This window comes from Yersinia mollaretii ATCC 43969 (assembly GCF_013282725.1).
GTDB lineage: Bacteria > Pseudomonadota > Gammaproteobacteria > Enterobacterales > Enterobacteriaceae > Yersinia > Yersinia mollaretii.
Genome location: NZ_CP054043.1, coordinates 968837 through 994400 on the forward strand (window position 1 = coordinate 968837; position 25564 = coordinate 994400).

Consider the following 25564-nt stretch of genomic DNA (forward strand, 5'->3'; position numbering starts at 1 on the left):
ATGCTGCGAGTTTTACTGTTATTCCTCATTCTGACCGCCGGGATCGTCCTTGGCCCGATGTTAGCCGGCCATCAGGGTTATGTGTTGATCCAAACCGATAACTATAACGTCGAGACCAGTGTGACCGGTCTGGTCATTATGCTGATACTGGTTTTGGTCGCGTTCCTGATAGTCGAGTGGATACTGCGCCGCATTTTCCGCACCGGTGCTCGCACCCGTGGCTGGTTTATGGGTCGCAAACGTACCCGCGCCCGTAAGCAAACTAAGGCGGCGTTGATCAAGCTGGCTGAAGGTGATTTCAAGCAGGTGGAGAAGTTGCTTACCCGTAACGCCGATCACGCGGAGCAACCGATGGTGAACTATCTGCTGGCGGCGGAAGCGGCCCAGCAGCGCGGTGATGAGTTCCGTACCAATCAATATCTGGAGCGGGCGGCAGAAGTGGCCGATACCGATCAACTGCCGGTGGATATTACCCGCGTGCGCATTCAACTGGCGCAGGGCCACATCCATGCGGCGCGCCATGGCGTCGATCGTCTGCTGGATCAAGCACCGCGCCACCCGGAAGTCCTGCGTTTGGCGGAGCAAGCTTATCTGCGCTCTGGCGCTTACAGCTCATTGCTGGAAATTTTACCGGCGATTGGCAAGGTTCAGCTTCATACGTCAGAGGAGATCTCCGCGCTGGAACAGCAAGCTTACATTGGTATGATGAATCAATGTATGGCGGAAGAGGGCAGCGATGGCCTGAAACGCTGGTGGAAAGATCAGAGCCGCAAAGTGCGCAACGAGATCCCGCTGCAAGTGGCATTAGCCGAGCATCTGATTGAGTGTGATGATCATGATGTCGCTCAGCAGATCATTCTGGATGGCCTGAAGCGTCAGTATGATGAGCGTTTGGTGCTGTTGATCCCGCGTCTGAAGTCAGGTAATCCCGAGCCGCTGGAGAAGTCATTGCGCCAGCAAATCAAGCAGCATGGTGCGACACCGCTGCTTAATAGCACGTTGGGTCAGTTGATGCTGAAACACGGTGAGTGGGAGAAAGCCCGCGAAGCCTTTACCGCTGCCCTTGTACAGCGCCCAGACGGGTATGATTATGCTTGGTTGGCGGATGCCTTGGATAAACTGCATCGCCCTGAGGATGCCGCACAAGCCCGCCGTGAGGGGTTGCTATCGACCCTACGGCAGAATGGGGAATCGCTCTAAGTTTTGTGGGCACGGCGGAGAGAACCGGGTTTGTCAGCGGCGGAGAGAACAGGCGGATCGTAAAGACGCCGTAAATACTTCCTTGTAGGCTCGAGCCGCGCCATCCTTGGCGCGGACGCTTTACTCTTCCACCTGTCCTCACCGTTCCCGATCGAGTCATCGGGGTTTGTCATCAGTCTAAAAGCTCCTACGGGAGCTTTTTTGTTATCTACTTTTCAAAAAAAAACGCCTGCCATTTTCGGCAAGCGTCTAAAATCTTCAGGTCTACGACAACATGTCGGCGCCTCACTCAACGTTATGCCCGGTATGTGATGAAGGTATTCAACATCGTTTACTTGGACAATAGGCACCCTAAAATTGGCTCTGCATCATCTCTGGGTTTATGAAGCTAAATTGGCGGTAAGACCAAGCTGTCATAATAAGTGAGATGAGCATCTACTGGGTAGATGTTGCACTTAGCGTGCCAAGTCGCGCAATCGACGGCAGTTTCATTTCATTGCCTGCAAATAAAAACCTAACTAACTGATAAAAAATAGATTTATTTTTACGCCCATTTAGCATTCTATGCCCACGCCCACTGGCTCTGATGGCGAGGTGCCATTAGTGATCTGTCGCTACAAAACGACGTTATCCATCATCATACTTTTTCTTTTTATTTATCAATTAATTATATGTCTCTTTTTAGAGACAAAGCATGTGTCTTTTGTCGTGAAAAGCCAACACCGACTCTCTGAGGGGATAAATCACCGTTCGGGTCAGGCTAATCGCCTCATTTGATCAAAGGGCGGCAACATCGTTTCGGGCGTCGAGAAGACGATAGTGGTGTCGCACCGATGGCGGATAACAAAACAGGGATAGGATTAATTCGGGATGAGCAGAGATTATGGGGAGAGCGATATTATCTGGACAAATAATAGACGAAAAAAAACCCCGCATTGCGGGGTTTCTTCTGAAATTGGTCGGCGAGAGAGGATTCGAACCTCCGACCCACTGGTCCCAAACCAGTTGCGCTACCAAGCTGCGCTACTCGCCGATTTCTTACTTCTTACTCTACAAGGTCTTTCGACCTATGTCCATGTAAATCTTAATAAAAATCTACATGTTTGTGTGGTGCGAAGGGAGGGACTTGAACCCTCACGTCCGTAAGGACACTAACACCTGAAGCTAGCGCGTCTACCAATTCCGCCACCATCGCATGTTCCACAAAATTTGGGGTGGCTAATGGGGCTCGAACCCACGACAACTGGAATCACAATCCAGGGCTCTACCAACTGAGCTATAGCCACCATAACTTCTTACAGCTTACTTCGTTCTTCGTCGTACGCGGCAATCTTACCACCGCAGCTCTTGCACACAAAATTAATGGTGCGCCCGACAGGATTCGAACCTGAGACCTCTGCCTCCGGAGGGCAGCGCTCTATCCAGCTGAGCTACGGGCGCTTAGCGCCGTTGCGGGTGAGGATACTACGGTTTTAATACTTGGCTGTCTAGTGCTTTTTTAGAAGAAATGGCGTGTTTGCTTACGCTTTGCACAGTCTGCCACAAAAGTCAGCCATTGATAGCCCTCACCTCGCCTTGTTCGCTGGTTTTATAGGCGTTTCATCTCCTTGGTGCTGGAAGCTGCGGGGAGTTAGCAGCAACGCCCATTACTTTGGGGATAGCTCGACGACATTCTGTTTATGCATTCTTAAACCGAAGTAGCACGCCGAGACTAATCCAAGGAAGCTCGCTCCCGCCAACAGAGATAAACGGGTTTCCGGGTTAATGCCCATCCCGACCAGCACACAAATCAAAAAGGCGATCGTGAGGTAGTTGACGTACGGGAACATGATGGATTTAAACGGATGCTGTTTTAATGCCTCTTTATGTACCTGCCGGAAACGTAGCTGGCTCACCAGCACCACAAACCACGGCACCATGCCCGGCAATACACTGGCACTGTAAACGTAAACAAATACCTGCTGCGGGTTGGGAATGATGTAATTGAGGCTAGATCCCACCAACAGGCACAGAATAGTGACCGCAATACAGTAGACCGGAACACCACTGGCAGAGAGTTTCGTTAGGCAAGCGGGTAACTGGCGGTTTTTCGCCAAGGCATACAACATGCGCCCACCACTGTACATGCCGCTATTACAGCCGGACAGCGCAGCGGTCAGTACCACGAAGTTGATAATCCCAGCGGCAGCCACTATCCCTATTTTGGCAAAGGTCAGCACAAAGGGGCTGCCTTCCGTGCCGATACCATTCCACGGGAAGATAGTGACAATGACAAATATCGCGCCGACATAGAAAATCAGAATGCGCCATAAGATGTTATTGATGGCGCGCTTTAAGGTGACTTGCGGATTTCGGGCTTCACCGGCAGTAATCCCCACCAGTTCAACGCCTTGGTAGGATGCCACCACAATACAGAGCGCGAACATGAAGCCTTTCCAGCCGCCCGCAAAGAAGCCACCGTGGGCCGTCAGGTTATCAAAGCCAATGGGTTGGCCGTGATTGCCAAAACCAAAGAAGATCACCCCTAGCCCCACCAGAATCATCACGATAATGGTCGTGACCTTGATCATCGCAAACCAGAACTCTAACTCGCCATATAATCTGACCGCCGCCAGATTAGCCAGTGCCACGATAGCAACCCCCATGATAGCCGGCAGCCATTGGGGAATTTCGGGGAACCAAAACTGTACGTAGACGCCAATAGCAGTAATTTCGGATATCCCCACTGCTATCCACATAAACCAATAGCCCCAAGCGGTCAGATAGCCAAAATAGGGGCTAAGATACTTATGCGCATACACGGCGAAAGAGCCTGCAACCGGCTCCAGATAGAGCATTTCGCCCATCGCACGCATGATAAAGAACACAAATAAGCCGGCAACAATGTAGGCCAGCAACACGGATGGCCCGGCCCATTTCAAGGTACTGGCTGACCCCATAAACAGCCCGACGCCAATTGTCCCACCTAGCGCTATCAGTTCGATATGCCGGGCTTCCAGCCCACGGTGTAATCCTTTTTTCTCTTCGTTATCTGCCATATATCCCTCTGTAAATCGACTGGTGTGTGTCTGCTCCGGATTCCCGGTTGTTGTTGTTATAAAAATAAAATGCATGACCGAACAAAAACATTCAGTCAAGTTATCAATAGCTTCAGATTAAATCATAGGGAAACGGCACCGAATAAAAAATGATGGCGACCGCAAAATCCTAATCGGCCCGTATCGTTCCGTATATGCGGCAGATTAGCAAACGGGAATCTAAAACTTTATGGAATAAAAATAATTAAATTGATTCCGTAATGGAATTAAAGTGGGGGACATTAGCGGGATGGATAGTTAGCGTAGATGGATAGTTAGCGTAGATGGATAGTTAGCGAAGCGAATAGATGGCGTGGTTATCATAGCAGGGCCGTAGGTGGCCCTGCCTGTCTCAGAATATTACAAGCGGCCGCTGTAATAATAACCGACAAATTTAAGCAGTTTGAATTGACGGCGGATGCGGCTTGGCTGCGCCAATAGGCGATAGAGCCACTCTAGCCCCAGATTCTGCCAGATCTTCGGCGCACGTTTGACATGCCCGGTAAAGACGTCGTAAGTCCCGCCCACGCCCATATAGAGCGCATCAGGGTAGAATTTACGGCAGTCACGCATAAACATCTCCTGTTTAGGCGACCCCATGGCAACCGTGACAATTGCCGCGCCACTGGCAGCAATGCGCGCAAATAGCGCCTCACGCTGCTCTGGCGTGAAGTAACCATCTTGGCTACCCACCAAGTTCACATTCCATTGCGACCGCAGCTTAGCTTCCGTTTCAGCCAGAATCTCAGGCTTGCCCCCGACTAAAAAGACTGGCGTCCCTTGCTGCCCCGCGCGTTGCATCAAGGCTTCCCATAAGTCAGCCCCCGCCACCCGAGAGAGTTGGGCTTGCGGGTATTTACGGCGAATCGCCCGCACCATGCTGATGCCGTCGGCATACAGGTATTCAGCCTCATTAATCAGTTCACGCAGCGCCGCGTCGTCTTCGGCTTTGAGCAGTTTCTCTGCATTCATCGCCACCAGCGTGCCGGTCTTCACCGGGCCACTGCTCAGCAGATGATCCAGTGTCTGGGTCATGTCACGAAAGCCCCAGATCTCGAAACCACGGACATTATATTTTGGGATGCCCGTTTCTTGGGTTGGAATGCCCGTTTTTTGGGCTGGAGTAGCAGTATTCGGTTCCATTTCAATCCTTACAGTTGATTGCCCGTTTCAGGCGTGGACAGGCGCTTAGGCTTGTTAACATGACGCTGAACCCGCTGTGTTATCAAACCTGCCGTATCGAACAACCAGTACAACAATTTTGCCAGTACCAGACAGGCACCAAAAATCACGCAGAAAAACACCACACGCGAGACAAAGGAGTCTAAACCTTCCCGTGCCAAGACGATGATGTTAAATATCGCACCAAAACAGAAACTTTGCAGAATAGCGGCTTTGTAGCGATTTTTCTCTGCCTTGCCCTGCTCGTAAAGCCAGTCGAACCACTTAATGATTAACCCAACCACGATGGCACCCAGCGGGATAAACAGCACCCCGCCCATCACCACCAAAGAGCCGATCAGCGTCGGGGAGATGGCCAGCCCTGAGTGGTTATCCAGCACATCCCACGTAAAGTAGTTGGCGGTATTCAGCACCAAATCTGGGCGCTCCGGCCACAGGAAGCTGGGGATAAACACATAGAAATCACGGGCTATCGGCGCTAAGCCTTGGAAATCGATTTTGTCGTAGTTCTGTAGCAGCAACCCGAGGTTTTCCCACGGCGAGAAGGTGTCCCGCGTCAGATAGAGGAAGGTGTAAAACGCCTCCGCCCCATTAACATCCAGCCCATAACGTTTCAGCGCCAGCCAGAACATCCCCACAATACCAAAGGCCCCCGCCGCCGCCAGCATCCACAGGGTTATCCAGCCACGAACAATGCCGATAAACAGGAATAATGAGAACGCGATAATGATATTAGCGCGTGTCCCGCCGACAATCACATAGGTCAGGATGCCAAAGGCCACCGTGCTGGCAAGGAAGAAAAACCACGCGCGCATGTCCTGTTTTAGGAAGTAGACCACCAGCATGGCCGGGATAAAGAAGTAGAAAAAGCGCTTCAACGCCACGCCCGAGACATCACTGGAGAAGATTTTGCTGTAGGAGTCCAGCTTAAACAGCAGGAAACCATTCTGCATAAAGAAGATGCCCACGGTGCCTATCGCCACCAGTGCCAGTAGCACCCAGGTCAGGTTGGTCTCCACCCGATTCATGGTAAAAATCGGGGTGCGCGGCTGTGCACGCGGCTTGGTCAGCCGTGTTTTGTAACTCACGTAGTAAATCGCATAAAACGCGGTGGATGAGAGAATCGCATACAGCAAGTACTCAACCGGGACGACCGCCACGCCAAACTGGAACACCAACATGCAGGTCAGTGGGAAGCCAAAATAGAATGTCAGCAGATAGAGCATGGAGAACAGCACGTTGAAGTTAAAGCGGACGCGCCGAAACTCCTGATACGTCAAGATCAGGATAAAGATGACCGCCATCAGGTAGACGCCGAACAGGCCGCCAAATTGCCCCAGTGTCATGACTGTTCTCCTGCGGCCAGAGCCAGCGCTTGCTGCCAGCCCTCAATATAATTGGGGTTAAAGAAGGCGATCGATTGTTTATCCAGCCCAGCTAATTGGCGCTGTGCCTCACGAATCAATGGCTCATCCAATGAGTCGCCATAGAAAAGCACCGGGATATGCTGCTCAGCCAAATCTTGCCAGAAGGGATTTTTACGGCTCAGCACAAAAGGCACACCAAATTGCGTTAATAGACACAGGGTACCAATCCCTTGCTGACGATTGAAAATAAAATAGCCCAAATCGCATTCGCGCAGGATATTCAGGTAGTCATCAAAGGGGATCTGATCCGTCAGGATGCGCAAATTTTCTGGCGCAAAGAGGGCCAGCCCCGCCTGCCGAACCTGCTCGATATACGGCTCATTATTGGCCGGATAGCCCATCGGCAGAATCACTCGGGCATCAGGGCCAAACTGCTGATGAATCGCTTTCAGCGCTTCAATATGGCGGTTCGTGGTGTCACCGGAGTTACCGACTAAAATCGTCATTGGCCCCGCCAGTGGCTTCTCCACGCTGATGCCGGTTAATGCCGGGTCCATGCGCGTTGGGAAGTAGAGCAGTGACGCTGGCACCCGAGGATGGCGCTGCTGGAAATAGATTAAATCGCCACGGGTGGCAAACACATGGCCCACCCGCCCCTGAGCGAAGCGGCGCAACACGTAAAATAGGCGAAACTTCCAGCTTTTGGCGTCCTCATATAAATCCGCGCCCCAGATATGCCAACAGACCTGCCGTGGCTTAATTTTGCCACTCAACAGGGCCAGCCACAGAGTGGCATTAAACTGGCCGTGCCAAAAGAAACGCGTGTTGCGATCCGCCTGCGCGCGGGCAATCACCGCCTCAGCCAAGGCTTTTTTACTGCCATGCGCTTCGATATCCAACAGTGTGAAGGATGAAAAGGCTGCCGTCTCTTTTGCCGCCACCATAAAGTGCCGCACCTGCTCTGTGGGCACGCGAGTGGCCAGCACATCATTAAAGAAGCGCAGCACAGTCAAATTATGGTGCGGGATATCAGATCCCAGTACATGAATCAGGGTTGTCATTTTTTTCTGCTGTAAAGAGTGTTTACGGTGATGAATGTCTACGATACATAATGAATACGCAGCTACAGAGCGCAAAATAGACAATATAAGTCGCCATATAGGCTTGTGCTGCGCCCAACGAGCCATTCATTGGGATTAACCAATGGGCAAATCCAGTCAACAGTAAGAACTGGCTCACTTCCGCCAAAATGTAAAAGCGCAGGGAGGCTTTGGCAATAACCAGATAGCCGAACACGTACGATCCCACTTTCAACACATCGCCCACCAACTGCCAAGCGAAGAGATCACGCATCGCCGTGAACTGATGCGAGAACAGCAACCAGATAGCAAAGTCCCGTAACAGCCAAACCATCAGGCTGGCGATCGCCACTGCGGGTAGGACAAACTTCAGTGAGCGCAGAATTTCGCGGGAAATATCCGCTTTCGCTTTGAGTCGCGACAGTGTTGGCAGCAAATAGACGGTAAATGACGCCGTAATAAATTGGAGATAAGCATCGGAAATACTGCTCACCCCTTGCCAGATTCCCACCGCATCCCAGCCATATTGATCGGCCAGCAAGTTCCGCATCATCACGTAGGCGACGGGCAAGGTCACTGAGGTAATCAGCGCCATAATAGTAAATTTGCCCAAGTGGCTGGCTAAGGCGCGATCCCAGCTTAGCTTCAGATAGCTCAGCGGAATAGTTTTACGCCGAATCAACAGAGCTGCCGCAGGGATAACCACCAGTGCGGGGACTAATGCCAAGCCCACTAATGCGCCGGAATATCCGCCAATGCGGAAGCAGATATAGTAAGCCACCACCCCAATCAGACTGCCGCCAATCACCGCTAGCGCATTGCCCATCGCATCGCGATAGCCTTTGAGGATCGCCAAAAACAGGTTGGCGTAGGCAATCCCCATCTGGATAAGCGCGACAGCACGCACCACATTCTGGTAATCACCATGACCAAATAGCGCAATACTGACGGGTTTCGCCGCCAGCAGAAAAATCAGCGCCAGCAGCGTTGAGAACCCCAGCACGATGGCCGATGAGGTGCCCAGAACCGCGCGCAGGCGTTCAGGTTGCTGATGATATTCAGCAACATACTTGGTAATTCCGTTAAAGATACCCGCGCCAGAGAGCACGCCTAATACCGTAATTAGCTGGCGAAAATTCCCCGCCTGCCCAACACCACTGGGGCCAAAGGTCACCGCCAGCAGTTTCACCACTAACAACCCTACGCCGATCTTAATCAGCGTAGAGCCAGCAGTCCAAACCGATGCTTTTGCCAGAGACATATCAGGCGAAGTAACTCAGTACAGTGTTAATGACCGTTTTCTGATTGATATCAGTCAGGTTATAGAAGATAGGCAAGCGAACCAGACGCTCACTCTCTTGGCTGGTAAAGCGGTCTTCACCCGCCATACGGCCAAACTCTTCACCCGCCGGACAGGCGTGCAAGGGAATGTAGTGGAAGACCGCCATGATCTCGGCTTCTTTTAGGAAGCTGATAAATTTAGAGCGGTCGTCAATGTCGCGCAGTTTGAGATAAAACATGTGCGCATTTTGTTTCAGGTCGGCTGGAATCACCGGGAGATCAATGCGCCCAGCATCAGCCAACGGCTTAAAGGCATGGTAATAGGTGTGCCACAACGCCAGACGGCGTTCGTTGATCTGCTCTGCGGCTTCCAATTGGCCCCACAGATAAGCGGCCTGTAGATCAGACATCAAATAGCTGGAGCCAATATCACGCCAAGTGTATTTGTCTACCTGACCACGGAAGAACTGGCTGCGGTTGGTGCCTTTTTCGCGAATGATTTCTGCACGATCAATCAGTGACGGGTCATTGATCAGGGTCGCGCCGCCTTCACCGCCGGCGGTGTAGTTCTTGGTTTCATGGAAGCTAAAGCAACCAATATGACCAATGGTGCCGAGTGCTTTGCCTTTGTAAGTGGACATCACGCCTTGCGCGGCATCTTCGACCACAAACAGATTATGTTTTTTTGCCAGCGCCATGATGGTGTCCATCTCGCAGGCCACACCCGCGTAGTGGACCGGCACGATAACTCGGGTTTTATCGGTGATCGCCGCTTCAATCTTGGTTTCATCGATATTCATGGTATCTGGGCGGATATCAACAAACACCATTTTCGCCCCGCGCAGCACAAACGCATTGGCGGTCGAAACGAAGGTGAAACTCGGCATGATAATCTCATCACCGGGCTTGATATCCAGCAACAACGCGGCCATCTCCAGCGAGGCGGTGCAAGAAGGCGTCAGCAAGACTTTCGGGCAACCAAAATGCTGCTCCATCCACTGCTGGCAGCGACGGGTAAACCCACCATCGCCACATAACTTCCCACTGGCCATCGCAGCCTGCATATAACCCAGTTCAGTGCCAACTACCGGTGGAGCGTTAAATGGAATCATTTCATCCCCTACATAACCAATACGCGGTGCTCTCAATCGACGCACCACTGCGAATATAAAGACGTAAAGCAGCAATATTGCTCATCTGCGTGGCTACCCGTAACCGCTGTAACCCGTGACCATGGCACCACTGCTTTGCCGCCGACATTAATGATGAACCTATGCCTTTACCCTGCGCATCGGGGAAGACCGCCAACAGGCCAATACGGGCGCTGCCATCGTGCAGATCCCGTAATGTCACAAAACCCGCAGGCTGCCCCAGCGCATCCATCACCAATAAACATTGATGATCGAAGGTGCCCAATACCGCCTTTTCAGCCCACAGTGCATAAAATCGCCCGCTGTCTTGTGGGTCATACCAAGGTGCGCGAAAACGGCTTAATGCAAAAGCGCTGGCGGCGACACGACGCAAGAGTGGAATATCCGCCACAGTGGCGACCCTCAGCTCATTATCTGCCGCAGATGTAGCATTTTCCGTGCCAATCTCAGTGTTGATAGCCACGGCCAGCGACAGATCGACCTCCCCTTCAACGAGTTTGAAGCCAAGTTGACCCAGAGAGTCAATGAGATCAAGGCGATGGGTAGGCACTTTGGCTTGGGTAAGGGTATACGCATCCAACTCAGCCGGGTTAAGTTGCGGGGCTGAGTCGGAGAAAATCAGTTTTGCACTGTGGCGCTGGAAAAACTCACTCTCCCAGGCCAGTGGCTCAATACTGGCGTGGACGGGCATGTAACAGATCCAACAAATATTTGCCGTAACCCGTTTTAGACAGCGCCGTTGCTGCGCGTCTTACGCCGTCATCATCCAACCAGCCGTTACGCCATGAGATCTCTTCCAGACAGGCGATTTTGAAACCTTGCCGTTTTTCAACGGTTTGCACAAAGGTACTGGCCTCAATCAAGCTGTCATGGGTGCCGGTATCCAGCCAAGCGAAACCACGGCCGAGCAGTTCAACCGTCAGCTCACCGCGCTCGAGATACATCTGGTTGATGCTGGTAATTTCCAGCTCACCACGAGAAGAGGGTTTAACCTGCTTGGCGAAGTCAACCACCTGATTATCGTAGAAATAAAGCCCCGTCACCGCCCAGTTGGACTTCGGCTGGCTCGGTTTCTCTTCGATAGATAAGGCGCGGAAGTTGTCATCAAACTCCACCACACCAAAACGTTCTGGGTCCATCACCTGATAGCCAAAGACCGTTGCGCCGTGTTCACGGGCAGCAACCGCTTTCAGTTTCGGGCTAAAGCCTTGACCAAAGTAGATATTATCGCCCAGCACCAAGCAACAAGGCTCATTGCCGATAAACTCTTCGCCGATAATAAATGCCTGTGCCAGACCATCTGGACTCGGTTGTGCCGCATAGCTCAGATTAATACCAAACTCGTCGCCATTACCCAGCAAGCGCTGGAACGACGGCAAATCTTCGGGTGTAGAGATGATCAAGACATCGCGGATCCCGGCCAACATCAGCACTGACAACGGATAATAGATCATCGGCTTATCATAAACCGGAAGCAGTTGCTTAGAGACACCACGGGTGATGGGATGCAGCCTTGTACCGGAGCCACCTGCCAGAATTATGCCTTTCATACGATCTCCTAAGACATACAATGTCTTGAAAACATCATGCAAAATATTGAATGATGCCATCCCAATGATTAATAAACTTCGAACCTATCGTCAATCACCCAGCGAAATACTCTATAGATCTCAAGGTGCAGGAAGGCGGCAAGCAAGGAAATCCCGATGAGCTGACATAAGTCAGTGATTCGGGTGACCGAGCGCAGCCAACACATCTGCAACTTGAAAGATGAAGAGTATCAGTCGCTCAAGCCCAGACGCTCACCCGCGTAGGAACCATCCTGAACACGACGCCACCAAGATTCGTTGTTCAAATACCACAATACGGTTTTGCGAATGCCGCTTTCGAAAGTCTCCTGTGGCCGCCAGCCCAACTCCCGCTCAATTTTACCGGCGTCAATGGCATAGCGCATATCATGGCCCGGCCGATCTTTGACAAAGGTAATCAAGTCACGGTACTGAGCAATGCCCGCCGGTTTTGCTGGCACCAATTCGTCCAGTAGCGTGCAGATGGTTTCAACCACTTCAATATTTTTGCGCTCGTTATGACCGCCAATATTGTAAGTTTCACCCACCACACCTTCGGTCACGACCTGATACAGCGCTCGCGCGTGGTCTTCAACATACAACCAGTCACGGACTTGCGCACCATTGCCATACACTGGCAGCGGTTTGCCCGCCAACGCATTCAAAATCACCAGCGGGATCAATTTCTCAGGGAAATGATACGGGCCGTAGTTATTCGAACAGTTGGTCACCAATGTCGGAAAACCATAGGTCCGCAACCAAGCGCGAACTAAATGGTCACTGGATGCCTTAGAGGCCGAATAGGGGCTGCTTGGCGCATAGGGCGTGGTTTCGGTAAACAGATCCTCAGTGCCATGCAGATCGCCATACACTTCATCCGTCGAGATATGGTGGAAGCGAAATGCCAATTTGGCCTCAGCACTCAGTTGCTGCCAATAGTGACGCGCCGCCTCTAACATCAGGTAAGTGCCCACAATATTGGTTTCGATAAAGGCCGCTGGCCCATCAATAGAGCGGTCAACGTGGCTTTCTGCCGCCAGATGCATCACCACATCCGGCTGATATTGTGCAAAAACGCGGTCTAATGCAGCGCGGTCACAAATATCGACCTGCTCAAACGCATAGCGCTCATTTTTTGCGACCACCGCCAGTGACTCCAGATTGCCGGCGTAGGTGAGTTTATCCACCACCACCACGCTATCCGAAGTGCCATCGATAATATGCCTTACCACCGCAGAGCCGATAAAACCGGCCCCGCCTGTGACTAGAATACGTCTCAACGCCAGACTCCTTTGGTGTCCACTATCCACGTTTGCTTCACCTCTTCAGGTTTAATGGCCTTGAATTGGCTGTGATCGACGAGCATCACCAGCACATCAGCCTGCTGCAATGCCGTGGCGGTATCTTTCAGGGTGACATGGCCTGCCAGTGATTTTGGCAATTGCTCAACATTAGGTTCAACCACCAATGTTTCACCCGCGTGCCATTCCGCGATCAAATGGGCGATCTCAACGGCCGGGCTTTCGCGCAGATCGTCGATGTTTGGCTTAAAGGCCAAACCAAAGCAGGCAATTTTCACTTCAGACGCCCGTTTGTCCGTCGCGGCCAGACAGTCAGCCACGGCGGCTTTCACGCGGTCAACCACCCACAGCGGTTTGCCGTCATTCACCAGACGGGCCGTGTGAATCAAGCGCGCCAGCTCTGGGTTCTGCGAAACGATAAACCACGGGTCAACGGCGATACAGTGACCGCCCACGCCCGGGCCGGGTTGCAGAATATTCACGCGCGGATGACGATTCGCCAGACGAATCAGTTCCCACACATTGATGCCCTGTGCATCACAAATCAGTGACAGCTCATTCGCGAAAGCGATGTTCACGTCGCGGAAGCTGTTTTCAGTCAGCTTACACATTTCAGCGGTGCGGGAGTTGGTCACCACACATTCGCCTTCCAAAAAGATTTTGTACAGCTCACTGGCGCGAGCAGAACATTTTGGCGTCATGCCACCAATAACGCGGTCGTTCTGAATCAGCTCAACCATCACCTGACCCGGCAGCACGCGCTCAGGACAATAGGCAACATTGATATCAGCCTCTTCGCCCGCATTTTGCGGGAAACTCAAATCGGGGCGAGCTTCAGCCAGCCATTGTGCCATTTGCTCAGTGGCACCCACTGGCGACGTGGATTCCAGAATGACCAAGTCGCCTTTTTTCAGTACCGGGGCGATCGATCTCGCGGCGGATTCAACATAGACCATATCGGGGTCATGATCGCCTTTAAAGGGAGTAGGCACGGCAATAAGAAACGCATCTGCGGCCAATGGCTTAGTCACTGCCTGAAGGTAGCCCCCTTCAACCGCAATTTTCACCACTTTGTCTAAGTCAGGTTCGACAATATGGATCGCGCCGCGATTAATGGTTTCAACAGCATGGGCGTTGACATCAACACCAATCACTTTCTTCTTGCGCGAGGCGAAAGCCGCCGCCGTTGGCAGACCAATATACCCAAGACCGATAACAGAAATAGTTTCAAAACTCATAGCGTCACCTGATGATTCTTTAAAGCTTCAAGGATGCGTTGACAGGCATGCCCGTCACCGTAAGGATTATGTGCCCGGGTCATCTGATGATAGGCAGATTCATCAGTCAGCAAGCGGGTCACTGCATCGACTATCTTATTAATATTAGTGCCCACCAACAGAACCGTACCTGAATCGACAGCTTCCGGACGTTCGGTGGTGTCCCGCATAACCAGTACCGGCTTACCTAATGAAGGTGCCTCCTCCTGAATACCGCCGGAATCCGTCAAGATCAGGTAGGCGTGGTTCATCAGATAAACGAATGGCAGGTAATCTTGCGGGTCGATCAGAATGATATTATCGATGCCTTTCAAGATGCGGTTGACCGGCTCACTGACGTTAGGGTTGAGATGCACCGGATAGACCACCTGCACTTCAGGGTGTTTACGGGCAATTTCCGCTAACGCGCTGCAAATCCGCTCAAAACCACCACCAAAACTCTCGCGGCGATGGCCGGTGACCAAGATCATCTTTTTACTGGTATCGAGGAACGGATAACGTTGCGCCAAGCTCGATCGCAGTTCCGGGTTATTCATCACCCGATCACGAACCCAGAACAGCGCGTCGATCACCGTATTGCCGGTCACGAAAATGCGGCTATCTGGCACCATCTCACGTAACAAATTTTGCCGAGAGTTCTCGGTCGGCGCAAAATGGTACATCGCAAGATGGCCCGTCAGTTGACGGTTGGCCTCTTCCGGCCAAGGGGAGTAGAGATTCCCGGTGCGCAAACCCGCTTCGACATGGCCGACCGGAATGCGGTGGTAAAAAGCCGCGAGACTGGTCGAGAGTGTCGTGGTGGTATCACCGTGAACTAAGATCACATCTGGCTTAAATTCCGCCAGAACCGGTTTTAACCCCTCCAAAATACGGCAGGTTATCTCCGTCAATCCCTGTCCCGGCTTCATGATATTCAAATCATAGTCCGGCTGAATCTCAAATAAACGCAATACTTGGTCCAACATCTCACGATGCTGAGCCGTCACGCAAACTCGCGATTCAAAGGCTTCATCCTGAGCCAAAGCATGCACCAGAGGAGCCATTTTAATGGCTTCAGGCCGGGTGCCAAAAACAGTCAACACTTTCACAGTGAATCTCTTTAAGGTCAGTTAGCCGCAGACAATGCCTGCAAGTTGGGCGCACAATGCGCCCATTAGCGATTTATTCGCTTCTTACCCAACGCCGCAGCATGACTTTTCTGTCTGGCTGCCACGTCAATTTATCTAGGTATCAATGCGTTATTATGATTGTATGCTGGTGCGACGAACCAAAACCACACCTGCCCCGACCAATGCCCCAATCGCGCCCCACATAATCAACAGGAACACTCGACGCGGACTGTCACGGGTCACTGGATCTTCCGGCGTACGCAAGTAACGGTACGTTTGGAAGGTTTTATCCAGTGTCGGGCCGACGTTCAAGGTTGCCAGCATGGCGCGGTTCTGATCGTAATCGATATCAAAACTTGGGCCGGTCGCCTCTAATGTCTCTAGGCGAGCTTCGAGCATCGGCTTGCCTAACATAAACATTTTGGAGTCTGGCAACTGCTCAGCCGGCGTATCCGTTTGATTACGGTTAATCCCTTGTTGATCAGCGACTTTCAATGCTTGCCTCACCGCAGCGACTTCACGATTGAACACCGCCTGCGCGACGGCTTCCTGCCGTTTGACTTGGGCTTTCATGGATTGAGTACGCACAGCCCATGCCCCTTCAATCTCATCATTCAGGTGGCTGGCTGCTCGCTGGCTGGCAAAATCAATATAACCACGCAGTAATTGATTGGCGTCCGTCGCGGTTTCTGCCGTCAGCTTAATGCTGTCGTTGAGCATTTTTTTGTCATCACGCGGGGTGAAAACAATATTATTCACCAGCTCATCCAGTAATGCCGCGTCTGCTTTGGCATCACCCTCCAACCGCTGCTTGTAGTAATCACTTTGCAGCCAGAAGTCACGACGGGTGTCGTAGGCCGCTAACTGGGTAATAAACTCGCTGTAGGCTTCGTCAGAAATCCCCGGCTGCTCACTGGCAACACCGCTATTAATCCGGGTATCCAGATTACGCAAAAATTGCTGCTGAGAATAAAAACCGCCCAGATTATTGACTGTGGGTCTATCAGTAATTGCCGTTGCGCTCCACTGCTGTTTCACCAAATAGGAAACACCCACCGCGAGTGCAGCGAAAAGAATGGCCATACCGATAATCCACACTTTGCCACGCCAAAGCGTGCGGCACAGACTACGGATATCTAATTCGTTATCCACAGTAGGCTCATTATGGGTAGATCCTGTTTTATCCGACGACATAGATTCTGATTTCATCACTGCCTAAAAGCCTCTGATTAAGATTCATGCTTATTTTGCGATGCACGACGCATCCGGCGCTTCATACGCTTGATAAAACGCGCCACTCGCCATGCCCGTTTGATGCAGTAGTCGTACAATAGAAATGCAAGCAAGAATAATGCCAACATGACCCATTCAGGGATAAATGTTAGCCGTTCGCCGATAACACCTACCGCCGCTAATAATGCCGCAGCCAGAGTAATTAAGACAAAAGCCTGCCGTGAGGTAAAACCCGCACGCATAATTAAGTGATGGATATGCTGACGGTCGGGGGAGAAAGGGCTCATCCCTTTACGTAAACGCCGATACATGATGGCGATCATATCCATCAATGGAATGGCGATAATCCATAATGCGGTCACCGGATTGATAGGATGCGAATTCCCTTGCGTGGTTTGCAGCAGCATCCAAATCGCTGTGAAACCAATCAACGTGCTGCCCGCATCACCCATAAAGACTTTATAGCGACGCCCTAACAGCCCGAGGTTAAGCAAGATATAGGGTAGAATTGCGGCAATCATGGCGAAACACCATAAAGCCAATGCCATCTGCCCGCTTTGATATAGCAAAATCCCCATCGCGCCGAAAGAGACGCAGGAGAGGCCACCGAGCAAGCCATCGATGCCATCCACCATATTGAAGGCATTGATGGCCGCCCATACCGCGAATAACGTGACGACATAACCAAACGGCCCTAATACCATTTCCCATGGGCCAAAAGTATGCCCTAGGCTGCGTAAATAAAGCCCTGCCACCGCCATCATGGCGATGCCGACCAGTGCTTGAACAAAGGCTCGAATTTTTACGCTGATATCAAAACGATCATCTAGCGCACCGACGAATACCAATAAACCGGCGCAGCCAAGATATAAACGGAAATGGGGGATTTGCTGATTGGTGATCAGAAAAGTAAAGCAAATACCCGCAAACACGGATATTCCACCCACTAATGGGATCAACCCTTGATGGCGTTTGCGATAATTAGGTTTATCGACTAATCCAATTCTCTTGGCAACTTTGCGAGCAACAAATAAAAATGCCAGAGAAAACAGGAATATAACAAATATTTCAGTACTCATAGTGAGTAAGTTCACGTTTAACCGCTCTCTGCAAATAGATACAACAGCTTAGCATGTGGGTTGGCGCAAACCATGCCTTCGCCACGCTTTCAGTTATTTCTGAATATGATGACAGCCTTGCTTGTTATTCCCAACTCTAATTTTGGTATTTTCTCGCGAGTAGTGAGAATAAAGACCAAAATAACCGTGAGTTCGTTCTTGTCACCCACTCAGTGAATAGCAAACCCGACTATCGTATATTCCAAAAGCAAAAAACGCCACGACTGAGCGTGGCGTTTTGACTAATTCCGAGAAACTTACGAACGTCTCATATTATCGAAGAACTGATCGTTAGTTTTCGCTGTTGCCAGTTTGCTGATGAGGAACTCCATCGCATCGATTTCACCCATTGGATGAAGGATACGGCGCAAGATCCACATTTTTTGCAGCTCTTCAGTGGTCGTCAGCAGCTCTTCTTTACGTGTACCAGAGCGGTTGAAATCAATGGCTGGGAAGACACGCTTTTCCGCAATTTTGCGGGACAGGTGCAGTTCCATGTTGCCGGTACCTTTAAATTCTTCATAGATAACTTCATCCATTTTAGAACCGGTATCCACCAACGCGGTAGCAATGATGGTCAGGCTACCGCCCTCTTCAACATTACGTGCCGCACCAAAGAAACGTTTAGGACGATGTAAGGCATTCGCATCCACACCACCGGTCAATACTTTGCCTGAGGCAGGTACAACGGTGTTATAGGCACGCGCTAAACGGGTAATGGAGTCCAGCAGAATGATAACGTCTTTTTTGTGCTCAACCAGACGTTTTGCTTTTTCAATCACCATTTCAGCGACTTGGACGTGACGAGACGCTGGCTCATCAAAGGTAGAAGCAATGACTTCACCTTTAACTAGACGTTGCATCTCGGTCACTTCTTCCGGACGCTCGTCAATCAGCAGTACCATCAATACGCAATCAGGGTGGTTGTAAGCGATGCTGGTAGCAATATTCTGCAACAGCATGGTTTTACCCGCTTTAGGCGGTGCCACAATCAGACCACGTTGACCGCGACCGATTGGCGATGCCAAATCCAGCACACGGGCAGTTAAATCTTCCGTCGAACCATTACCACGTTCCATGCGCAGACGAGAGTTGGCATGTAATGGGGTTAAGTTTTCGAACAGGATTTTGTTACGGGCGTTTTCCGGTTTGTCATAGTTAACTTCGTTAACTTTCAACAATGCAAAATAACGCTCACCCTCTTTAGGCGGACGAATCTTACCGGCGACGGTATCACCAGTACGGAGGTTGAAACGGCGAATTTGGCTTGGGGATACATAGATGTCGTCGGGACCGGCGAGGTAGGAGCTGTCTGCAGAGCGGAGGAAACCAAATCCATCCTGCAATATCTCCAACACACCGTCACCGAAGATATCTTCTCCACTTTTCGCGTGCTGCTTAAGAATAGAGAAAATAATATCTTGTTTACGCATCCGGGCTAGGTTTTCCAGCCCCATATTTTCGCCAAGTGTTATCAGATCAGAAACCGGCGTGTTCTTTAATTCGGTAAGATTCATAATGGTGGGTTCTTAAACTCGGGGTATGTCTCGAACTATGGTCGTGAATGGTATGGCAGCGTCATCCGTGCCTGTTTAATGGGACATTCAATCACCGGCCTTAGGCAAACTACGTAAGTCATCACTTACGCGAGTTTTGCGCGACACAACGGTAAAAAGATTGAAGGTGCCTTCGACTGATTTTGTAAAGCCGTTAGACTGTCAAAAAACTGATTGAGTTCATAATCATTCTCAACACACATTGTTTCGACATAGAGTAAAACTTTAGATTTAAACTTTTTAGGTGCTACAGACTATTCATTAGATACGACAGACTATTTATTAGATACTAAAGAATAAGCTAGATGCTACAAACCCGGACTCAGTACACAGGAATGTTTTATGCGCAGTGGGGTAAACTTAACACGCTTCTTTGCAGGCGTCTAGCGGTCAGTGTGAGAAATCACCGCTGCCACTAAACTCCCCTGCGCCCTTGACACCACAGCTAGGCTGGCGGCGCTAACTGACCCGAATCACTGACCTGAGTCAGCTCATCGGGCTTTGTTCGTTTGCTACCTAGCCGTAGACTACAAACGGCTCATGCCGCTTACAGATTAGCATCCAAGAAGGCTTTTAGCTGACCTTTAGACAATGCACCCACCTTGGTGGCAACCACTTCACCGTCACGGAATAACAACAATGTTGGGATACCACGGATACCATACTTAGGTGCCGTGCCCTGATTGTCATCAATATTCAGTTTAGTGATAGTCAGTCTGCCTTCGTACTCTTCAGCAATTTCATCCAAAATCGGAGCAATCATCTTGCACGGACCACACCATTCAGCCCAGAAATCGACCAGAACCAGGCCGCTGGCTTTTAGCACGTCAGTGTCGAAACTTTCGTCACTCAGGTGAATAATTTTATCGCTCATGTTCTACTCCAAAGGATTGTGTCTACCTCGTTGGTGTAGCATTAACCAACAATAGGATGACTTTATTTCACCGGATACGCTTTCGTAAAGCAATAGTTAGCTGATATTCTACCACACTATGAGCAAAACACACTTGACCGAACAGAAGTTTTCCGACTTCGCCCTGCACCCGCTAGTTACTCAAGCCCTTGAAAGCAAAGGTTTTGAGTATTGCACGCCGATTCAGGCGTTAGCATTGCCACTCACCCTATCCGGGCGTGATGTAGCGGGTCAGGCGCAAACAGGAACCGGCAAGACGCTGGCTTTCTTAGCGTCTACTTTCCATTATTTGCTTTCTAACCCCGCAGAAGAGGGTCGCCAGACTAATCAGCCACGCGCTTTGATTATGGCACCAACGCGTGAATTAGCGGTGCAAATCCACTCCGATGCAGAATCACTTTCCCAGACCACCGGGCTGAAATTAGGCTTGGCTTATGGGGGTGATGGCTACGACAAACAGCTTAAAGTGCTGGAAAGTGGCGTCGACATTCTGATCGGGACCACGGGTCGTTTAATCGATTACGCTAAGCAAAATTACATTAACCTCGGGGCGATTCAGGTGGTGGTCTTGGATGAAGCCGATCGTATGTACGATTTGGGCTTTATCAAAGATATCCGCTGGCTGTTCCGCCGTATGCCTTCCGTTGATAAGCGCTTAAACATGCTGTTCTCTGCCACTCTCTCGTACCGGGTACGCGAATTGGCCTTCGAACAGATGAATAATGCTGAATATGTTGAAGTGGAACCGTTACAAAAAACCGGCCACCGCATTCAGGAAGAGCTGTTCTACCCTTCAAATGAAGAAAAAATGCGTCTGCTTCAGACGTTGATTGAAGAAGAGTGGCCAGACCGCTGCATTATTTTTGCCAATACCAAGCATCGTTGCGAAGAGATCTGGGGCCATCTGGCTGCGGATGGTCATCGTGTCGGTTTGCTGACCGGTGACGTCGCGCAGAAAAAACGCCTGCGGATTCTGGAAGATTTCACCAAAGGTGATTTGGACATTCTGGTCGCGACTGACGTTGCCGCCCGTGGTCTGCACATTCCACTGGTCACCCACGTCTTCAACTATGACCTGCCTGACGATTGCGAAGACTATGTTCACCGCATTGGCCGTACCGGTCGTGCTGGCGAAAGTGGTCACTCCATCAGCTTGGCCTGTGAAGAGTACGCGTTAAACTTACCGGCGATCGAGACCTACACTGGTCATAGCATTCCGGTCAGTAAATATAATAGCGATGCGCTATTAACTGATTTGCCAGCACCAAAACGTCTGGCTCGCACCCGTACTGGGAATGGTCCACGCCGTAACTCTGCCCCACGTCGTAGTGGTGCACCACGGAATAATAACCGTAAGCGACCGAGCTGATAAAACGATGCTAAGTTCCACCTCACTTTATGCTGCCATCGATCTTGGCTCCAACAGTTTCCATATGTTGGTGGTACGTGAGGTGGCAGGGAGTATCCAGACACTGGCCAGAATCAAACGGAAAGTCCGTCTGGCGGCAGGTCTGGATAGCCAGAATCACTTATCACAAGACGCGATGGAACGCGGCTGGCAATGTTTGAAGCTTTTCTCAGAGCGTTTACAGGACATTCCTCGGGATCAGATCCGCGTGGTCGCCACGGCAACCCTGCGTTTGGCCTCTAACGCTGAGGAGTTCCTGCAAACAGCCACCGAGATCCTCGGCTGTCCGATTCAAGTCATCAGCGGCGAAGAAGAAGCTCGGCTGATTTATCACGGGGTAGCCCATACCACCGGGGGGCCGGATCAGCGTCTAGTGGTCGATATTGGCGGTGGCAGCACAGAGCTGGTGACAGGCAATGGCGCTCAGGCTAATATTTTAGTTAGTTTATCAATGGGTTGTGTCACTTGGCTTGAGCGTTATTTTGGCGACCGCACTCTGGAAAAAGAGAATTTTGAACGCGCTGAACTGGCCGCACGTGAGATGATCAAACCGGTCGCGGCGCGTTTTCGTGAGCACGGCTGGCAAATCTGTGTCGGTGCTTCGGGCACAGTACAGGCCCTGCAAGAGATCATGGTCGCCCAAGGTATGGATGAGCTGATCACCCTACCCAAATTGCAGCAACTCAAGCAAAGAGCCATTCAGTGCGGCAAATTGGAAGAGTTGGAAATCCCCGGTTTAACACTGGAACGGGCGCTGGTTTTCCCCAGTGGCTTGTCTATCTTGATTGCAATATTCCAAGAATTGGCGATTGAAAGTATGACACTGGCTGGCGGCGCACTGCGCGAAGGGCTGGTCTACGGCATGCTTCACTTACCGGTTGAGCAGGATATTCGCGGCCGCACCATCCGAAATTTGCAGCGTCGCTATTTACTCGATACCGAGCAAGCCAAGCGTGTGAGCAAACTGGCGGATAACTTTTTACTACAGGTAGAAAAAGAGTGGCATCTCGACCGTCGATGTCGGGAGTTATTGCAAAATACCTGTTTGATTCATGAAATTGGCCTTAGTGTCGATTTTAAGCGCGCTCCCCAACATGCAGCTTACCTGATTCGAAATCTGGATCTCCCCGGTTTTACCCCCGCGCAAAAGTTACTGCTCTCTGCGCTGCTACAAAATCAGTGCGATACCCTCGATCTGACATTATTGAATCAGCAAAATGCCTTGCCAGTCGATATGGCGCAGCATCTGTGCCGTTTGCTGCGCTTGGCGATTATTTTCGCCAGTCGTCGGCGGGACGATACACTGCCTGCGGTCAGATTGTCGGCCAAAGGAGAAGCGCTCTATGTGCTGTTACCTCATGGCTGGCTGCAACAGCACCCTTATCGCGCGGAAGCCTTGGAACAAGAAAGTCACTGGCAGAGCTATGTCCAGTGGCCCCTCTTCCTCGAAGAGTTTAACTAATTTTTTTGCTGTTGGGCGGCTCCGGTCGCCCCTCTCACTCTTTTCTCTCTCACTCTCTCCTCCCACTCTCTTTTTAGTCACCTCCCCATAAAACCATCAGATTGTGATCACCTTCAGTTTTAAAAAGAAACATTGTGTGTATTTTTATAAAACATCGTTTCTAATTATAATAAGGGATCACAATGCGATTACAGTTTCAAACCGGTATGCTGGTGATGATGACCAGTCTGATGGTCAGCGCACCGCTAGCCATGGCGGCTAAATCAAGTCACCACGACGCCCCTCAGCAGCTACAAGTCCCTACTCTCGCTTATGACGAGAGCACGATTGTTCTGGTGTGGAAAGCCCCGGAAGATACTCGGAAAATTGTCGATTATCACATTTATTCTGCGGGTAAATTGCTGGGTAAAGCCAGTGATAACAATGATAAATTCTCACCTGCCAAGCCCTATATCGACAACTTCTATGCTAACGATAAAGAAGATTTCCAGCATAAAATTGTGCTACAGAACTTCACCGTTGATGGCCTGAAACCCAATACCCGCTATCAATTTACGGTCAAAGCCCAATACGCCGATGGCTCGTTATCTGCGGCCAGTCATCCGATTAATGCCAAAACCAGTGTTAAGCCACAGATTGTGAATGTGCGTGACTTTGGTGCCATCGCTGATGGCAAGACATTGAACACCCAAGCTATCCAGCAAGCCATTGATAGCTGCAAGCCGGGTTGTCGGGTCGAGATCCCCTCCGGCACTTACAAAAGTGGCGCATTGTGGCTGAAAAGTGATATGACCCTCCATCTACAAGCGGGGGCGACACTGCTCGGTTCAGAAAATCCTGATGATTATCCCGCAGGTTACCGCCTCTATCCCTACTCCACGATTGAGCGCCCAGCGTCACTGATCAATGCCATCGACCCCAATAACAGCAAGCCCGGCACATTCCGCAATATTCGCATCACGGGTTCGGGGATCATTGATGGCAATGGCTGGCAACGAGCCAAAACCGCTGAAATAACCGATGAGTTAGGCCGCCCACTGCCGCAATATGTGGCCAGCAAAAACAGTAAAGTGCATGAAGATGGCATTCTGGCGAAGAATCAGGTTGAGAAGGCCGTTTCTGCCGGTATGGATCTGAAAAATGCCTATGGTCAACGGCGCTCGAGCCTGATGACACTGCGCGGGGTAGAAAATGTCTATCTGGCCGGTTTCACCGTCCGTAACCCCGCTTTCCACGGCATTATGAATCTGGAAAACCACAATGTGGTGGCGAACGGTTTAATCCATCAAACCTATGACGCCAATAACGGCGATGGCATTGAGTTCGGCAATAGCCAGAATGTGATGGTGTTTAATAACTTTTTTGACACCGGTGATGATTGCATCAACTTTGCCGCCGGCACTGGGGAGAAAGCGCAGCAACAAGAGCCGATGAAAGGGGCATGGCTGTTCAATAACTACTTCCGGATGGGGCACGGGGCCATTGTCACGGGCAGCCATACCGGCGCTTGGATTGAAGATATTCTGGCTGAGAATAATGTGATGTACCTGACGGACATCGGCCTGCGCGCCAAGAGCACCAGCACCATTGGCGGCGGGGCGCGCAATGTCACATTCCGCAATAATGCGATGCGTGATCTGGCGAAACAAGTGATGGTGATGACACTGGATTATGCCGACAGCAATGCCAACATTGATTACCCCCCCGCCAAGGTCCCTGCTCAATTCTATGATTTCACACTAAAAAATGTGACAGTGGATAGCACCACGGGCAAAAGTGCCTCCATTGAGATCAAAGGAGATACGGCGAATCAAGCCTGGCACCGCTTAGTCCACGTCAATAATGTGCAGCTAAAACAGGTCGCCCCAACAGCTATCAGCGACTTACGCGACAGTGAATTTAACCATGTGACCTTCACGGAGCTGCGCGGTGAGACGCCGTGGCACTTCAGCGACGTGAAAAACGTCACAGTGGATGGCAAACCGGTCGCCCCTTAATCAGCAACACTGGGCAGCACACCGCCCATTACTGCTTTTTGGCGTTCGCTAACTGAGCACGAATATTGGCCAGATGACTCTGGCCTTTTTGCATCCGCTCTTGGGGGCTAACCACTGCAATGACTCCAGCCCCCCGCTTCGATACAACAGGTTACGCGGCTCTCAGGTCTGCCGGATTCAAGCGCTGTACCGGCATGAGCATCCTGAAACAAGGGAAATTTGGGTTAAGTTGTGATTCATGTATGATGCGTGAGTGAACATAACGATCATAAACAAATTATGCCC

Annotated in this window: 19 protein-coding genes and 4 tRNA genes; 4 read left to right on the plus strand and 19 right to left on the minus strand. The window is 50.9% G+C overall.

The window, feature by feature from the left end; translation table 11 throughout:
* Complete coding sequence (gene hemY / locus HRD69_RS04255; protein WP_004876597.1) at positions 1 to 1200, plus strand: protoheme IX biogenesis protein HemY; 1200 nt, start codon at positions 1 to 3, stop codon at positions 1198 to 1200.
* 956 nt (positions 1201 to 2156) lie between these two features.
* Here the strand turns inward: hemY and HRD69_RS04260 are convergent.
* The 19 genes from HRD69_RS04260 to trxA all read right to left on the minus strand — a co-directional run bounded on the left by HRD69_RS04260 (position 2157) and on the right by trxA (position 20373).
* Positions 2157 to 2233 (minus strand) — tRNA-Pro (locus tag HRD69_RS04260).
* A gap of 75 nt (positions 2234 to 2308) precedes the next feature.
* Positions 2309 to 2395: transfer RNA gene (locus tag HRD69_RS04265), tRNA-Leu, on the minus strand.
* A 15-nt stretch (positions 2396 to 2410) separates the two neighbouring features.
* Positions 2411 to 2486, minus strand: a tRNA-His gene (locus HRD69_RS04270).
* A gap of 77 nt (positions 2487 to 2563) precedes the next feature.
* Positions 2564 to 2640 (minus strand) — tRNA-Arg (locus HRD69_RS04275).
* A 206-nt stretch (positions 2641 to 2846) separates the two neighbouring features.
* Positions 2847 to 4238, minus strand: a complete 1392-nt coding sequence (gene thrP / locus HRD69_RS04280; RefSeq protein ID WP_004877102.1) for a bifunctional threonine/serine APC transporter ThrP — start codon at positions 4236 to 4238, stop codon at positions 2847 to 2849.
* Positions 4239 to 4637: 399 nt separating this feature from the next.
* Positions 4638 to 5420, minus strand: a complete 783-nt coding sequence (gene wecG / locus HRD69_RS04285) for a lipopolysaccharide N-acetylmannosaminouronosyltransferase (RefSeq protein ID WP_004877101.1) — start codon at positions 5418 to 5420, stop codon at positions 4638 to 4640.
* Positions 5421 to 5428: 8 nt separating this feature from the next.
* Positions 5429 to 6805, minus strand: a complete 1377-nt coding sequence (gene wzyE, locus HRD69_RS04290; RefSeq protein WP_032815346.1) for an ECA oligosaccharide polymerase — start codon at positions 6803 to 6805, stop codon at positions 5429 to 5431.
* Positions 6802 to 7887 carry a TDP-N-acetylfucosamine:lipid II N-acetylfucosaminyltransferase gene (locus tag HRD69_RS04295; RefSeq protein WP_004877096.1) on the minus strand — a complete coding sequence of 362 codons (1086 nt, stop codon included), beginning with the start codon at positions 7885 to 7887 and terminating at the stop codon, positions 6802 to 6804. Before HRD69_RS04295 ends, wzyE begins: the two co-directional genes overlap by 4 nt.
* A gap of 22 nt (positions 7888 to 7909) precedes the next feature.
* Positions 7910 to 9166, minus strand: a complete 1257-nt coding sequence (wzxE, locus tag HRD69_RS04300) for a lipid III flippase WzxE (RefSeq protein WP_004877094.1) — start codon at positions 9164 to 9166, stop codon at positions 7910 to 7912.
* A gap of 1 nt (position 9167) precedes the next feature.
* Positions 9168 to 10298: a dTDP-4-amino-4,6-dideoxygalactose transaminase gene (gene rffA / locus HRD69_RS04305; RefSeq protein ID WP_004877093.1), complete on the minus strand. Its 1131-nt coding sequence runs from the start codon at positions 10296 to 10298 to the stop codon at positions 9168 to 9170.
* A 1-nt stretch (position 10299) separates the two neighbouring features.
* A complete protein-coding gene (gene rffC / locus HRD69_RS04310) occupies positions 10300 to 11028 on the minus strand; it encodes a dTDP-4-amino-4,6-dideoxy-D-galactose acyltransferase (protein WP_032815345.1) in 729 nt (242 codons plus the stop codon).
* Entirely contained in the window at positions 11006 to 11887 is an 882-nt protein-coding gene (gene rfbA / locus HRD69_RS04315; protein ID WP_004877089.1) for a glucose-1-phosphate thymidylyltransferase RfbA, read from the minus strand. Before rfbA ends, rffC begins: the two co-directional genes overlap by 23 nt.
* A 230-nt stretch (positions 11888 to 12117) precedes the next feature.
* Positions 12118 to 13185, minus strand: a complete 1068-nt coding sequence (gene rffG, locus HRD69_RS04320) for a dTDP-glucose 4,6-dehydratase (protein WP_032815344.1) — start codon at positions 13183 to 13185, stop codon at positions 12118 to 12120.
* Positions 13182 to 14444 carry a UDP-N-acetyl-D-mannosamine dehydrogenase gene (wecC, locus tag HRD69_RS04325; protein WP_032815342.1) on the minus strand — a complete coding sequence of 421 codons (1263 nt, stop codon included), beginning with the start codon at positions 14442 to 14444 and terminating at the stop codon, positions 13182 to 13184. The genes rffG and wecC overlap by 4 nt, the downstream gene beginning before the upstream one ends.
* Positions 14441 to 15571 (minus strand): non-hydrolyzing UDP-N-acetylglucosamine 2-epimerase, encoded by a 1131-nt coding sequence (gene wecB, locus HRD69_RS04330; protein WP_004877083.1) that lies wholly within the window; start codon positions 15569 to 15571, stop codon positions 14441 to 14443. The genes wecC and wecB overlap by 4 nt, the downstream gene beginning before the upstream one ends.
* 153 nt (positions 15572 to 15724) lie before the next feature.
* A complete protein-coding gene (gene wzzE / locus HRD69_RS04335) occupies positions 15725 to 16801 on the minus strand; it encodes an ECA polysaccharide chain length modulation protein (protein ID WP_004877081.1) in 1077 nt (358 codons plus the stop codon).
* A gap of 20 nt (positions 16802 to 16821) precedes the next feature.
* Positions 16822 to 17919 carry a UDP-N-acetylglucosamine--undecaprenyl-phosphate N-acetylglucosaminephosphotransferase gene (wecA, locus tag HRD69_RS04340; RefSeq protein WP_072099514.1) on the minus strand — a complete coding sequence of 366 codons (1098 nt, stop codon included), beginning with the start codon at positions 17917 to 17919 and terminating at the stop codon, positions 16822 to 16824.
* 281 nt (positions 17920 to 18200) lie between these two features.
* Complete coding sequence (rho, locus tag HRD69_RS04345; protein ID WP_004704159.1) at positions 18201 to 19460, minus strand: transcription termination factor Rho; 1260 nt, start codon at positions 19458 to 19460, stop codon at positions 18201 to 18203.
* A 586-nt stretch (positions 19461 to 20046) separates the two neighbouring features.
* On the minus strand, positions 20047 to 20373 hold the full coding sequence (gene trxA, locus HRD69_RS04350) for a thioredoxin TrxA (protein ID WP_004877077.1): 327 nt from the start codon (positions 20371 to 20373) through the stop codon (positions 20047 to 20049).
* A 118-nt stretch (positions 20374 to 20491) separates the two neighbouring features.
* Between trxA and rhlB the strand changes: the two genes are divergently transcribed.
* From rhlB to HRD69_RS04365, 3 genes are all read left to right on the plus strand, one after another.
* On the plus strand, positions 20492 to 21781 hold the full coding sequence (rhlB, locus tag HRD69_RS04355; protein WP_004877075.1) for an ATP-dependent RNA helicase RhlB: 1290 nt from the start codon (positions 20492 to 20494) through the stop codon (positions 21779 to 21781).
* A 7-nt stretch (positions 21782 to 21788) separates the two neighbouring features.
* Entirely contained in the window at positions 21789 to 23282 is a 1494-nt protein-coding gene (gene ppx, locus HRD69_RS04360) for an exopolyphosphatase (protein WP_004877073.1), read from the plus strand.
* 182 nt (positions 23283 to 23464) lie between these two features.
* Entirely contained in the window at positions 23465 to 25279 is a 1815-nt protein-coding gene (locus HRD69_RS04365; RefSeq protein ID WP_004877071.1) for a glycosyl hydrolase family 28 protein, read from the plus strand.
* Positions 25280 to 25564 lie beyond the last annotated feature (285 nt).